This is a genomic window from Brevundimonas sp. Root1423 (genome assembly GCF_001426805.1).
The window spans coordinates 242,744-255,583 of record NZ_LMFL01000001.1; the positions used below are offsets into that span (position 1 = coordinate 242,744).

A 12,840-nucleotide genomic window follows, 5' to 3' on the forward strand; every position below is an offset into this window, starting at 1 on the left:
CCTGGTGATCATCAACGTCATCCTGCTGGCCGGGACGATGAACCTGACCTCGATCGTCGAGCAGCAGCAGGGGATGTTCTGGAACTGGTTCGCCTTCGGCGGCGGGGCCGGGACCTGGCCGACGATCGTGGTGATGATCCCGATGGCGGTGATCTTCTTCGTCTCGGCCCTGGCCGAGACCAATCGCCCGCCGTTCGATCTGCCCGAGGCGGAGTCGGAACTGGTGGCCGGCTATCAGGTCGAATATTCCTCGACGCCGTACCTGCTGTTCATGATCGGCGAATACGCCAACATCGTCTTCATGTGCGCCATGATCAGCCTGCTGTTCTTCGGCGGCTGGAACCCGGGCGTGCCGCAGGACTGGCTGGACAGCCTGCCGGGCTGGCTGGAGCAGGCGATCTATCTGGTCACCTTCCTGGGCAAGATCGTCTGCCGACCTCGCTGGTCTGCGTCGTCGTGGTCGCCGCATGGCGCGTGTTCGCGGTGGGCGCATGATCCGCATCCTCGCCCTTTCTGGCCTGATGCTGGCGGCGCTGGCCGCCGGCGGCTGCCAGACCATCTTCCGGCCGATCGAGCCCGAGGTCAGCTCGCCCATGGGCCGGCTCGAACGGGCCGAGCGGACGCGCGAACGCACGGACCGCAACCACCCGGCCTGCCGGTCCGATCGCAGCGAGCGCGACGATCAGCCCGAAGGCTGCGACAAGGTCGTGAGGCGCGGCCAATGATCCGGTCCCTGACCCTTCTACTGGCCGCGGCCATGCTGTCCGCCTGCACCATACCGACCTATGAGGCCGACCCCGTGTCGGCCCGTCAGTGGGAACAGCGTCAGGAACGCATCCAGCAGCAGGAGGCGGAGCGCCTGCGCCGCTGCGAGACCATGGACAAGCAGAGCGAACGTTACGCCCGCGAGTGCGTACGCCCCGGAGCCAGCCAGTAATGTTGAACCGTCTCGTCCAGGCCGCGAAGGGCGCGCTTCTGATCGATGCGATCGGCGCGATCGGCCTGTCGTTCAAATATATGGCCCGCCCCAAGGCCACGGTGAACTATCCGTTCGAGCGCAATCCGCAGTCGCCGCGCTTCCGGGGCGAGCACGCCCTGCGCCGCTATGCGAACGGCGAGGAACGCTGCATCGCCTGCAAGCTGTGCGAGGCCATCTGTCCCGCACAGGCGATCACCATCGAGTCCGAGCCGCGCGCCGACGGCAGCCGCCGCACGACCCGCTACGACATAGACATGGTCAAATGCATCTACTGCGGCCTTTGCCAGGAGGCCTGCCCGGTGGACGCCATCGTGGAAGGTCCGAACTCCGAGTTCACGACCGAGACCCGCGAGGAACTGCTTTACGACAAGGACCGGCTGCTCGCGAACGGCGACCGCTGGGAACGGCTGATCGCCAAAAATCTGGAACTCGACGCGCCTTACCGTTAAGGCGCAGACGCTCACCGGGCCGTGATTCCGACAGGGATCGCCGCCCACAGTCCGAAAGGGGCGAAGGCCTCCGATGTTGCAAGGCATTGCCTTCTATCTGCTGGCCGCGGTGGCCGTGCTGGGCGGCCTGATGGTCGTGACGGCGAAGAACCCCGTGCACAGCGTGCTGTGGCTGATCCTGGCCTTCTTCTCGTCGGCCGGACTGTTCGTCCTGCTGGGGGCGGAGTTCCTGGCCATGCTGCTGGTCGTCGTCTACGTCGGCGCGGTGGCGGTGCTGTTCCTGTTCGTCGTCATGATGCTGGACGTCGACTTCGTGAAGCKGTGGGGCGGCGTCGGACGCCATCGGGCCGGTGGCGGCGACGGCGGAGATGTCGAACGTCGAGAGCATCGGGCGTGTTCTGTACACGGACTATGTCTACATCTTCCAAGCGGCGGGGATCGTGCTGCTGATCGCCATGATCGGGGCCATCGTGCTGACCCTGCGCCACAAGCCCAATATCAAGCGCCAGAACGTCGCCCGCCAGGTCGGCCGCGATGCGAAGACGGCGATGGAAGTCAAATCCGTCGAGACCGGCGCCGGCATCTCGTCCGAGGATCTGCTCTGATGGAAATCACCCTGCAGCACTATCTGGCGNGCGAAGACGGCGATGGAAGTCAAATCCGTCGAGACCGGCGCCGGCATCTCGTCCGAGGATCTGCTCTGATGGAAATCACCCTGCAGCACTATCTGGCGGTCGCCGCCATCCTGTTCACCATCGGGGTCTTCGGCATCTTCGTGAACCGCAAGAACGTCATCATCATCCTGATGTCGATCGAGCTGATCCTGCTGGCCGTGAACATCAATTTCGTCGCCTTCTCGGCCTACCTCAACGACGTGCAGGGGCAGATCATGGCCATGTTCGTCCTGACCGTCGCGGCCGCCGAGGCCGCCGTGGGACTGGCCATTCTGGTGACCTTCTTCCGCAACCGCGGCGACATCGCGGTTGANCAGGGGCAGATCATGGCCATGTTCGTCCTGACCGTCGCGGCCGCCGAGGCCGCCGTGGGACTGGCCATTCTGGTGACCTTCTTCCGCAACCGCGGCGACATCGCGGTTGACGACGCCAGCGTGATGAAGGGCTGATCGTGAACCTCGAGACCCTCGTCACTCTCGGCGTCTTCGCCCCCCTGCTCGGCGCGGCCATCGTCGGCCTGTCCGGCCGCCGGCTCGGCGACCTGATTTCCAAGTCGATCACCACGGGCCTGCTGTTCTTCTCGTGCGCGGTCGCCTGGATCGTGTTCAGCCAGTGGATCTGGGGCGGCCTCGCGGCCTTCACGGTCGAGCTGTTCCCCTTCATCAACGTCGGCGATTTCCAGTCGGTCTGGTCGATCCGGGTCGACGCCCTGTCGGCGACCATGCTGGTCGTGGTGACGACGGTGTCATCGCTCGTCCACCTCTACAGCTGGGGCTATATGTCGGAGGATCCCGACAAGCCGCGCTTCTTCGCCTATCTGTCGCTGTTCACCTTCGCCATGCTGGCGCTGGTGACCGCCGCCGACTTCATGCAGCTGTTCTTCGGCTGGGAAGGGGTGGGGCTGGCGTCCTATCTGCTGATCGGCTTCTGGTACAAGAAGTCCACGGCAAGCGCCGCCGCCATCAAGGCCTTCGTGGTCAACCGCGTCGGCGACTTCGGCTTCGCCCTGGGCATCTTCACCGTCTTCTGGATGTTCGGCACGATCCAGTTCGCCGAGCTGTTCCCGATGATCGCCTCCAAGGCGGGCACGGGCTGGGAATTCCTGGGCTCGGCGATCGATCTGGCGGCCTTCCTGCTGTTCGTCGGCGCCATGGGCAAGTCGGCCCAGTTCTTCCTGCACACCTGGCTTCCGGACGCCATGGAAGGTCCGACGCCCGTGTCGGCCCTGATCCACGCGGCAACCATGGTCACCGCCGGCGTCTATATGGTCTGCCTGCTGAGCCCGATCTTCGAATATGCGCCGGTGGCCTCGGGCATCGTCGCCCTGGTCGGGGCCATCACTGCCCTGTTCGCCGCCACGGTCGGTCTGGCCCAGAACGACATCAAACGGGTCATCGCCTATTCGACCTGTTCGCAGCTGGGCTACATGTTCTTCGCGGCGGGCGTCGGCGCCTATCAGGCCGCCATGTTACACCTGTTCACCCACGCCTTCTTCAAGGCCCTGCTGTTCCTCGGCGCCGGCTCGGTGATCCACGGGATGCATCACGAGCAGGACATGCGGAAGATGGGGGGGCTGTGGAAGCTGCTGCCGGTCACCTATGCGGTGATGACGATCGGCACCATCGCCATCACCGGCCTGGGCATCCCCGGGGTCGGCGGCTTCGCGGGCTTCTACTCCAAGGACTCCATCATCGAGAGCGCCTTCGCCTCATTCTCCAACGGCCACAGCGCCATGGGGCTGTTCGCCTTCCTGGTCGGCATTCTGGCCGCGGGCCTGACCGCCTACTATTCTTGGCGGCTGGTGTTCATGACCTTCCACAACAAGCCGGTGTGGAAGGACGCGCATCACGATGATCATGCGCACGGGCATGACGATCACGCCTCGCACGCCCAGCTGGAAACCCATTCCGAGCCGATCGGCGACGATGACCACGCGCACGATGACCACGGCCACCACGGCCCGTTGCATCCGCACGAGAGCCCATGGGTGATGCTGGTTCCGCTGCTGGTGCTGTCGGTTGGCGCCGTCGCCGCTGGCCTGGTCTTCGCCCCGTACTTCATCGGCCACCACGAACACGACTTCTGGCGTGGCGCGATCTTCGTCGCCGAGAGCAACCACGTCCTGCACGACAGCCACTCCGTCCCGACCTGGGTGAAGTGGTCGCCGCTGATCCTGACGCTGATCGGCACCGCCTTCGCCTTCTGGCTCTATGTGCTGAAGGAAGGCATGGCGCGCCGCATGGCCGACCGGGGAGGGGTCATCCACGGCTTCCTCTACAACAAATGGTATTTCGACGAGCTGTATGACGCCGTGTTTGTGAAGGGCGCCAAGGATGTGTACCACTATGCGTTCGTGATGCTGCTCGGCGTGGCCGGTTTCCTCGCCTTCGCCATCTATGCGTGGGGAGCCTGATCTTGCCCCAGATCCCCTACATCCTCAGCGTCGTCACCTTCCTGCCGCTGGTCGGCGCGGGCCTCATCCTGCTGGCGCGCCTGTTCAACAAGGCCGGAGCCGACAACGCCGCGCGCTGGATCGCGCTGGCGACCACGGTCGTGGCGCTGGCGGTTGCCGCCGTGCTCGTCGCGACCTTCGATCCGTCGACGGCCGCCTATCAGTTCACCGAACGCTATGAGTGGTTCGCGGGCGCCCAGTATTTCATGGGCGTGGACGGGATCTCGATCCTGTTCGTCCTGCTGACGGCCTTCCTGATGCCGATCTGCATCGTGGCCAGCTGGAAGGCACCCTGGTGCCGATGTTCATCATCATCGGCGTGTGGGGCGGGGCGAACCGGATCTACGCCTCGTACAAATTCTTCCTCTACACCCTGCTGGGCTCCGTCCTGATGCTGCTGGCCATGCTGTGGATGGCGGCCGAGACGGGCACCACCAGCATTCCGGCGCTGAAGGAATACGCCTTCAGCCCGACGGCGCAGCCGTTGCTGTGGCTGGCCTTCTTCGCCTCGTTCGCGGTCAAGATGCCGATGTGGCCGGTCCACACCTGGCTTCCGGACGCCCACGTGCAGGCGCCCACCGCGGGCTCGGTCATTCTGGCCGGCATTCTGCTGAAGCTGGGCGGATACGGCTTCATCCTGTTCAACCTGCCCATGTTCCCGGACGCGTCGAAGATGTTCGCGCCGCTGGTCTTCGTGCTGTCGGCCATCGCCATCGTCTACACCTCGCTGGTCGCCTTCCGGCAGACGGACATCAAGAAGCTGATCGCCTATTCGTCGGTCGCCCACATGGGCTTCGTGACCATGGGTATCTTCGCCGGCAACGATCTGGGCGTGCAGGGCGCCGTCTTCCAGATGCTGAGCCATGGCCTGATCTCGGGCGCGCTCTTCCTCTGCGTCGGCGTGGTCTATGACCGGATGCACACCCGCGAGATCGCCTTCTACGGCGGTCTGACCAGCCGGATGCCGTGGTTCGCGGCCATCTTCCTCATGTTCACCATGGCCAACGTCGGCCTGCCGGGCACAAGTGGCTTCATCGGCGAGATCCTGACCATGACGGGCGTCTATGGCGTCTCGACCTGGACGGCGCTGTTCGCGGCCACGGGCGTGATCTTCTCGGCGGTCTATGCGCTGACGCTGTACCGCAACGTCATGTTCGGCGAGATCACCAACCCGGCGCTGAAGACGATCACCGACATCGACAAGCGCGAGCTGCTGATCTTCGTCCCGCTGATCATCGGCACCCTGTGGCTGGGTGTGCAGCCCGGTCTGGTGCTGGATTATACCGCCGCCTCGGTCGAGGCCCTGACTTCCGCCTATCAACTTGCGATCGGCGGGTGAGACCATGATGCCTGATCTTGATCTAGCGCTTCGCCTTTCCGCCCCCGAGAGCACGCTCGCCGTCGGCGGTCTGGTTCTGCTGATGCTCGGCGCCTTCATGGGCGACAGGAGCGCGAAGCTGGTGTCGGCCCTGTCGGTCGCCCTGCTGGTCGCGGCCACGGCCGTGACCGTGACCGGTCCGCTGGGGCAGGCGTTCAATGGCGCCTATGTGGCCGATCCGCTGGCCGTCTACGGCAAGGCCGTGATCTTCCTGTCCAGCGCGGTCGCCATCATTCTGGGCGGCGGCTGGATGCACCGGACGAAGATCGCACGGTTCGAATATCCGATCCTGATCGTGCTGGCCTCGGCCGGCATGGGGATGATGGCGTCGTCCGGCGATCTGATCTCGCTCTACATCGGCATCGAGCTGCATTCGCTGGCCCTGTATGTGCTGGCCGCCTTCCACCGCGACGACCTGAAGGCGTCCGAGGCGGGGCTGAAGTATTTCGTGCTGGGCGCGCTGTCGTCGGGCCTGCTGCTGTACGGCGCGAGCCTGATCTACGGCTTCGCCGGCTCGATGCGGTTCGACGAGATCGCCGCCTACGCCGCGACCAATCAATCGACGGGTCTGGTGTTCGGTCTGGTGTTCCTGATCTGTGGTCTGGCCTTCAAGGTCTCGGCAGCGCCATTCCACATGTGGACGCCGGACGTCTACGAGGGCGCGCCGACGCCGGTCGTGGCCCTGTTCGCCACGGCCCCCAAGGTCGCGGCCATGGTGCTGATCGCCCGCACGCTCGAAGGCGCCTTCGCCGGGTCGCATGACCAGTGGGCGCAGGTGCTGATCCTGATCTCGCTGATTTCGTTCGCCGTCGGTTCGTTCGGCGGTCTGGCGCAGAAGGACATCCAGCGGCTGCTGGCCTATTCGTCGATCGCCAATATCGGCTACGCCCTGCTGGGCATCGCCGCGGGCACGACCCTGGGCATCCAGGCCATGCTGCTGTTCATGACCCTGTACGTCATCGACCAGTTCGGCTTCTTCGCCATCCTGCTGTCGCTGTCGCGCGGCGGGCGGCCGATCCGGAAGATCGCCGATCTGGCCGGGCTGCGGAAAGACAAGCCGGTGACGGCCATTGCGTTGACCGTGCTGTCGCTGTCGGTGCTGGGGATGCCGCCGTTCTCGGGCTTCTGGGGCAAGTTCTACGTCTTCGGTGCGGCCGCCGACGCGGGCTACTGGATGGCCGGCGCCGCCGGTCTGGTGGCTTCGGTCGTGGCCGGCTTCTACTATCTGCGCATCATCAAGCTCATGTGGTTCGACAAGGCGCCGGAAGGCGTGGAGCCGACCGACGCCTCGCCGATCGAGGCGAAGACGATCGCCTGGGCCGCCGCGGCCTTCAGCTTCCCGCTGGTGATCGTCGGTCTGACCTGGCTCGAGCCGCTGGCCCGCGCCGCCGCTGTCGGGTTCGGAGCCGGATAGGGCGCGATGCCCGCCGCTCCGATCCTGCTGCTCGAAGAAACCGACTCCACCAACGCGGACGCGCGCCGACGCGCCGAGGCCGGCGAAACGGGCCCGCTGTGGATCGTCGCGCGCCGGCAATCGGCCGGGCGGGGTCGGCGCGGCCGCGAATGGGCCAGCGAAGGCGGCAATCTCTTCGCCACCCTGCTGCACGTGACGCACAAGCCGCCGGCCGAGGCGGCGCAGGTGACGTTTGTGGCGGCGCTCGCCATCGCGGACCTGCTGGACGCCTGGGCGCCGCCGTCGCTGGTGACGATCAAATGGCCCAATGACGTGATGCTGGCGGGCGAGAAGACGTCGGGCGTGCTGGTCGAGTCCGGTGCGCACGACAGCGGCGGCCTGTGGCTGGCGGTCGGGATCGGGGTCAATCTGGCGCAAGCGCCCGAGGGGACCGAGCGGCCGGCGACGGCCTTGGTCCATCATCTGCGCGGAGACGTGCTGACGCCGCCGACGGTTGAGGCTGCGGCGGCGTTGCTGGCCGAGGCCTTTGCGGTCTGGATGGACCGGTGGGAGACGCTGGGCTTCCAGCCCATCCTCGACGCCTGGCAAGCGCGGACGCCGGGGCTGGAGGGGCCCGCCGTGGCGCGGCTGGGGCGCGAGACGCTTGAAGGCCGGGCCGAGGGCGTGGCGCCGGACGGGGCGCTGAAACTGAGACTGGCGGACGGTTCGCTGCGGCTGATCTCGGCCGGGGACGTGTTTTTCGGGGAGGCCGCGTAATGCTTCTGGCGATCGAGCAGGGCAACACCAACACGCTGTTCGCGGTCCATGACGGCAGCGATTGGATCGCCCAGTGGCGCACGGCCACCGAGGCCAGCCGCACGGCCGACGAATATGCGGTCTGGCTGAGCCAGCTGCTGGCCATGCGGGGTCTGGCGATCGGCCAGCTGGACGGGTGCATCATCTCCAGCGTCGTGCCGCAGTCGATCTTCAACCTGCGCAACCTGTCGCGGCGCTATCTGTCGGTCGAGCCGCTGGTGATCGGCGACAACGTCGAGCTGGGCATGACGGCGCGGATCACCAAGCCGAGCGAGGCGGGGGCCGACCGGCTGGTCAACGCCATCGGCGCGCATATGGTCTATCCGGGCGACCTGATCGTCATCGACAGCGGCACGGCCACGACCTTCGACGTGGTGGCCGCCGACGGGGCCTTTGAAGGCGGCGTGATCGCGCCCGGCATCAACCTGTCGCTGCAGGCCCTGCACGAGGCCGCCGCAATGTTGCCCCGTATCGCCATCCAGAAGCCCGACAGGGTGATCGGCAAGGACACCGTCTCCAACATGCAATCGGGCGTCTTCTGGGGCTATGTCGCCCTGATCGAAGGCCTGGTCGCGCGCATCAAGGCGGAGTGGGGCAAGCCCATGACCGTCATCGGAACCGGCGGGGTCGCCTCGCTGTTCGAAGGCGCAACAGAATCAATCGACCGGTTTGATCCGGACCTCACTATCCGCGGCCTGCTCGAAATATGGCGGCGGAACACCCATCTAAAGGACGTATGAAAAAGAACCCCAACGACGAACTCGTCTTCGTCCCGCTCGGCGGGTCGGGCGAGATCGGTATGAACCTGAACTGCTACGGCTACGGGCCGGAAGCGAACCGCCAGTGGCTGATCGTCGACGTCGGCGTGACCTTCGGCGACCTGTCAACGCCGGGCGTTGATGTGATCGTGCCCGATCCGGCCTTCCTGGACGGTGAGAATATCCGCGGCATCGTCCTGACCCACGCGCACGAGGACCATATCGGCGCGCTGGGCTGGCTGTGGCACCGCATCAAGGCGCCGATCTACGCCACGCCGTTCACCGCCTTCCTGATCCGCGAGAAGCTGCGCGAGGCGGGCATTCTGAACGACGTGAAGATCGTCGAGGTGCCGCTGAGCGGGACCATCGATCTGGGGCCGTTCCAGGTGACCATGATCACCATGACCCACTCGATCGCCGAGCCGAACGCGCTGGCCATCAAGACGCCGCTGGGCACCGTGTTCCACACGGGCGACTGGAAGCTGGATCCCTCGCCGGTGATCGGCAAGCCGACCGACATCGAGGCGATCAAAAAGCTGGGCGACGAAGGTCTGCTGGCCATGGTCTGCGATTCCACGAACGTCTTCGTTGAAGGGCAGGCGGGGTCCGAGACGGACGCGCAGGCGGGTCTGATCGAACTGATCGGCAGCCTGAAGACTGGCCGGATCGCGGTGGGCTGTTTCGCCTCGAACGTGGCCCGGATGGTCAGCGTGATGAAGGCCGCCCAACTGGCCGGACGCCGCGTGGCGCTGGCCGGGCGGTCGATGCACCGGATCACGGCGGCCGCGAAACACGTCGGCCTGTTTGGCGACAGCCAGCGGATCCTGTCCGAGGAGGAGGCCCGCGTCTGGCCGGCGGACGAGATCCTGTACCTGTGCACCGGCAGTCAGGGCGAGGATCGCGCGGCCCTGTCGCGCGCCTCGCAAGGGACCCACCCGGTCATCAAGCTGGGGCTGGGCGACCACTGCATCTTCTCGTCGCGGGTCATCCCGGGGAACGAGCTGTCCATCGCGGCGCTGCAGGACCGGCTCGCCGACCGCGGGGTGCGGCTCTACACCGAGAAGGACCATCCGCACGTCCACGTCTCCGGCCACCCGTGCCGGGACGAGATGAAGCAGATGTACGAATGGGCCCGTCCGCGCATCTCGGTCCCGACCCACGGCATGCGCCGCCATCTGGCCGAGCACGCCAATCTGGCGAAGGACATGGGCGTCGCCGAGGCGGTTACCCCGCGCAACGGCGACATGGTGCGACTCGCCCCCGGCGAGGCCCTGCACGAGCGCCGTCACGCCTCGACCAACGGCGTGCTGATCGTCAGCTTCGCCATGGACAAGCGCGGCAAGATCGTCAGCGACATCGACGTGCGGGCCATTGGCCTGCCGGGCGATGCGGAATCGCCGCTGGGCGACGCCCTGGACGATCTGGCCGAGCGCGCCGAACAGGCGGTCAACAAGCTGAAGGGCGCGGCGCTGGAGGACGAGATGGTCATCGAACAGGCCGTCTCGCGAGCGTTGAAGAAGGCCAGCCAGCAGATCTGGGACCGCCGTCCGATCGTCGAGACGATCATCCTGCGGATGTAGTTCCGGAGCGCCGCGGATGACCCAGCGCGTGCGGGATCGGCTGAAGGCCCGGAGCCGCGCGACGCTGGAGCATGTCCGGCACGCGCGCCATCCGCTGCATGGATGGCGCAAATGGTCGCTGATCCTGCTGCAGGCCGTCATTGGCGTCGTGCTGCTTTTCGCCGCCGTGAACCTGACGCTGAGCCTGACAGCCTTCCGCGGGGCCAACCCGCTGGACCGTTCGATCCATGAGCTGCGCAGCCTGTGGTTCAGCCCGGCGGACGGCAAGGCGATGTCCGCGGGTGCTTTTGAAGCTGTCTATGGCCAACGGCTGGGTAGCCGGCCGGCCGCGGCGGACATCCGGGCCTATTTCAGCCGGGAGGCCAGCAGGGGGATATTCCTGCTCGACCATGTCATGGCGGATCACATCGTGGCGCGGTTCGGACGGATCGACGGCCGGACGCTGCCGTCGGGCGTCTATGTCGGGGCGCGTGCGCTGGGCCCTGACGGCGCTCCATGGGTCGGCGTCACCAAATGGCCGGCGCACTACCTGATGTTTCCTCGCCACGCCTACATTCTGGTCGTGCCCGAGAGCGGGCCGGCGCTGGTCTTTTCCGCCAGTCAGAATGCGAAATTCGATCCCGACCTGCCGGAGGGTAACCAGCTCGGCGCGCAGGTGACGACCTATGACCGCGAGGCCTATGATTTTCCCAGCTCAGGTCAGGCGCTGCACGAGATCACCTTGATCACAGACGACCCGGCCCAGGTCGCGGCCGCTCCGGCGGCTCTCGAGCGGGCGAGAGCCGCGCTCGACGCGCGCAATCTGCGCTACGGCATGCTGGCGCCGAACTCGAATACGGTGGTCGGCTGCATTCTGGAGGCGTCCGGGGCGATCAGCCGCGAGCAGCGCAGCCGCATCCTGCTCTCTATCCGCGCACCAGGAATCGGCGCGACGTGTTGGTAGTCTTTGAATCCCGCGCGGGGCCTACCTATAAGGAGCCGAATCCGCCGCCCAGGACCGCCCCATGCCCGACGCCCCCTCAGAGTTCCGTTACAAGCGCGTCCTGCTGAAGGTTTCGGGCGAAGTCCTGATGGGCGATCAGGGCTATGGCATCGACCAGAAGACGGTCGCCACCGTGGCCAAGGCCGTGGCCGACGTGGCTCGCGACGGGATCGAGATCTGCCTCGTCATCGGCGGCGGCAACATCTTCCGCGGGCTGAGCAAGGCGGCCGGGGACATGGAGCGCGCCACTGCCGACTATATGGGCATGCTGGCGACCGTCATGAACGCGCTGGCCATGCAGGCCGCGCTCGAGAAGATCGGCGTCCAGACACGGGTGCAGAGCGCCCTGACGATGAACGCCGTCGCCGAGCCCTATGTGCGCCGCCGGGCCCTGCGTCATCTGGAAAAGGGCCGGGTGGTGATCTTTGCCGCCGGCGTCGGCGCGCCCTTCTTCACCACGGACTCCGGCGCCGCCCTGCGGGCCGCCGAGATGGGCTGCGACGCCCTGCTGAAGGGCACCAGCGTGGACGGCGTCTACACGGCCGACCCGAAGAAGGATCCGACCGCGACGCGGTACGAGACCCTGACCTATCACGATGTGCTGGCGAAAGATCTGAAGGTCATGGACGCCTCGGCCATCGCCCTGATGCGTGACTCGGGCATCCCGATCGTGGTCTTCTCGATCCGGGAAGACAATTCGCTGCGCCGGACGTTGACGGGGGAGGGGACCTTTACGGTCATCTCTTCCAACAAGGCCGCCTGAGCCGCCAAAGCCAAGAAAACGCGAGAGAAACGACCATGGCCAAGCCCGACCTGAAAACCTACCGCGAGCGTATGGAGAAGTCCGTCGCCGCGCTGAAGGAAGAATTCAACGGCCTGCGCACGGGCCGCGCCAACGCCGGCCTGCTGGATCCTGTGCGGGTCGAGGCCTACGGCTCGGCCTCGCCGCTGAATGCAGTCGCCGCGATCAGCGTGCCCGAGCCGCGCATGATCTCGGTGAGCGTCTGGGACAAGTCGATGGTCGGGCCGGTCGAAAAGGCCATCCGCGCCGCGGGCCTGGGCCTGAACCCGATTGTTGACGGCACCATGCTGCGCATCCCGGTGCCGCCGCTTACCGAGGAACGCCGCAAGGATCTGGCCAAGCTGGCCGGGAAGTACAGCGAGCAACAGAAGATCGCCGTTCGCAACGTGCGCCGCGACGCCAACGAGGACCTGAAGAAGGCCGAGAAGGCGGGCGAAATCAGCCAGGACGAGCAGAAGAAGATGGAAACCGAGGTCCAGAAGGACACGGACGCGGCGATCAAGCGCATCGACGAGGCCTTGAGGACCAAGGAAGTCGAGATCATGCAGGTTTGACGGCGCGATTTGCCGTAGGATAG

At 66.1% G+C, this 12,840-nt stretch carries 13 protein-coding genes and 4 pseudogenes; all 17 read left to right on the forward strand.

The annotated features are described in order from the left end of the window. Positions 1-495, forward strand: a pseudogene (locus ASD25_RS31530) (NADH-quinone oxidoreductase subunit H); the annotation flags it as partial. Further along, positions 492-725 carry a hypothetical protein gene (locus ASD25_RS01250; protein WP_156389154.1) on the forward strand — a complete coding sequence of 78 codons (234 nt, stop codon included), beginning with the start codon at positions 492-494 and terminating at the stop codon, positions 723-725. The pseudogene ASD25_RS31530 and the gene ASD25_RS01250, both read left to right, overlap by 4 nt. After that, on the forward strand, positions 722-937 hold the full coding sequence (locus tag ASD25_RS01255; protein ID WP_056614264.1) for a hypothetical protein: 216 nt from the start codon (positions 722-724) through the stop codon (positions 935-937). The genes ASD25_RS01250 and ASD25_RS01255 overlap by 4 nt, the downstream gene beginning before the upstream one ends. Then, positions 937-1,428: an NADH-quinone oxidoreductase subunit NuoI gene (gene nuoI / locus ASD25_RS01260; protein WP_055829299.1), complete on the forward strand. Its 492-nt coding sequence runs from the start codon at positions 937-939 to the stop codon at positions 1,426-1,428. The genes ASD25_RS01255 and nuoI overlap by 1 nt, the downstream gene beginning before the upstream one ends. A gap of 130 nt (positions 1,429-1,558) precedes the next feature. Then, positions 1,559-1,672: pseudogene (locus tag ASD25_RS33010) on the forward strand (NADH-quinone oxidoreductase subunit J); the annotation flags it as partial. Positions 1,673-1,796: 124 nt separating this feature from the next. Beyond that, complete coding sequence (locus ASD25_RS33015; protein WP_369816534.1) at positions 1,797-2,033, forward strand: NADH-quinone oxidoreductase subunit J; 237 nt, start codon at positions 1,797-1,799, stop codon at positions 2,031-2,033. A 98-nt stretch (positions 2,034-2,131) separates the two neighbouring features. Then, the coding region (nuoK, locus tag ASD25_RS01270; RefSeq protein ID WP_235562538.1) for an NADH-quinone oxidoreductase subunit NuoK at positions 2,132-2,415 on the forward strand (284 nt) is incomplete at its 3' end. 1 nt (position 2,416) lies between these two features. Next, a pseudogene (locus ASD25_RS33020) lies at positions 2,417-2,551 on the forward strand (NADH-quinone oxidoreductase subunit K); the annotation flags it as partial. 2 nt (positions 2,552-2,553) lie between these two features. Next, the gene (nuoL, locus tag ASD25_RS01275; RefSeq protein ID WP_056614267.1) at positions 2,554-4,515 is read left to right on the forward strand and encodes an NADH-quinone oxidoreductase subunit L; all 1,962 of its coding nucleotides are present in this window, start codon (positions 2,554-2,556) and stop codon (positions 4,513-4,515) included. Positions 4,516-4,526: 11 nt separating this feature from the next. After that, positions 4,527-5,893: pseudogene (locus ASD25_RS01280) on the forward strand (NADH-quinone oxidoreductase subunit M). Between the two features lie 7 nt (positions 5,894-5,900). Then, entirely contained in the window at positions 5,901-7,346 is a 1,446-nt protein-coding gene (gene nuoN, locus ASD25_RS01285; protein WP_056614269.1) for an NADH-quinone oxidoreductase subunit NuoN, read from the forward strand. A 6-nt stretch (positions 7,347-7,352) separates the two neighbouring features. Next, positions 7,353-8,102: a biotin--[acetyl-CoA-carboxylase] ligase gene (locus tag ASD25_RS01290; RefSeq protein WP_056614272.1), complete on the forward strand. Its 750-nt coding sequence runs from the start codon at positions 7,353-7,355 to the stop codon at positions 8,100-8,102. Then, positions 8,102-8,881 (forward strand): type III pantothenate kinase, encoded by a 780-nt coding sequence (locus tag ASD25_RS01295; RefSeq protein WP_056614275.1) that lies wholly within the window; start codon positions 8,102-8,104, stop codon positions 8,879-8,881. The genes ASD25_RS01290 and ASD25_RS01295 overlap by 1 nt, the downstream gene beginning before the upstream one ends. Further along, positions 8,878-10,479 carry a ribonuclease J gene (locus tag ASD25_RS01300; protein ID WP_056614278.1) on the forward strand — a complete coding sequence of 534 codons (1,602 nt, stop codon included), beginning with the start codon at positions 8,878-8,880 and terminating at the stop codon, positions 10,477-10,479. The genes ASD25_RS01295 and ASD25_RS01300 overlap by 4 nt, the downstream gene beginning before the upstream one ends. A 16-nt stretch (positions 10,480-10,495) precedes the next feature. Beyond that, the gene (locus ASD25_RS01305; protein WP_056614281.1) at positions 10,496-11,422 is read left to right on the forward strand and encodes a hypothetical protein; all 927 of its coding nucleotides are present in this window, start codon (positions 10,496-10,498) and stop codon (positions 11,420-11,422) included. Between the two features lie 61 nt (positions 11,423-11,483). Further along, positions 11,484-12,224, forward strand: a complete 741-nt coding sequence (gene pyrH, locus ASD25_RS01310) for a UMP kinase (protein WP_056614283.1) — start codon at positions 11,484-11,486, stop codon at positions 12,222-12,224. Between the two features lie 35 nt (positions 12,225-12,259). Beyond that, the gene (gene frr / locus ASD25_RS01315) at positions 12,260-12,817 is read left to right on the forward strand and encodes a ribosome recycling factor (protein WP_056614285.1); all 558 of its coding nucleotides are present in this window, start codon (positions 12,260-12,262) and stop codon (positions 12,815-12,817) included. Positions 12,818-12,840 lie beyond the last annotated feature (23 nt).

Coding starts and splice junctions, on each gene's coding strand:
- ASD25_RS01300 (WP_056614278.1), top strand. CDS start 8,878: ATGAAAAAGAACCCCAACGACGAACTCGTCTTCGTCCCGCTCGGCGGG.
- nuoI (WP_055829299.1), top strand. CDS start 937: ATGTTGAACCGTCTCGTCCAGGCCGCGAAGGGCGCGCTTCTGATCGAT.
- ASD25_RS33015 (WP_369816534.1), top strand. CDS start 1,797: ATGTCGAACGTCGAGAGCATCGGGCGTGTTCTGTACACGGACTATGTC.
- ASD25_RS01255 (WP_056614264.1), top strand. CDS start 722: ATGATCCGGTCCCTGACCCTTCTACTGGCCGCGGCCATGCTGTCCGCC.
- frr (WP_056614285.1), top strand. CDS start 12,260: ATGGCCAAGCCCGACCTGAAAACCTACCGCGAGCGTATGGAGAAGTCC.
- ASD25_RS01305 (WP_056614281.1), top strand. CDS start 10,496: ATGACCCAGCGCGTGCGGGATCGGCTGAAGGCCCGGAGCCGCGCGACG.
- ASD25_RS01295 (WP_056614275.1), top strand. CDS start 8,102: ATGCTTCTGGCGATCGAGCAGGGCAACACCAACACGCTGTTCGCGGTC.
- nuoN (WP_056614269.1), top strand. CDS start 5,901: ATGCCTGATCTTGATCTAGCGCTTCGCCTTTCCGCCCCCGAGAGCACG.
- pyrH (WP_056614283.1), top strand. CDS start 11,484: ATGCCCGACGCCCCCTCAGAGTTCCGTTACAAGCGCGTCCTGCTGAAG.
- ASD25_RS01290 (WP_056614272.1), top strand. CDS start 7,353: ATGCCCGCCGCTCCGATCCTGCTGCTCGAAGAAACCGACTCCACCAAC.
- ASD25_RS01250 (WP_156389154.1), top strand. CDS start 492: ATGATCCGCATCCTCGCCCTTTCTGGCCTGATGCTGGCGGCGCTGGCC.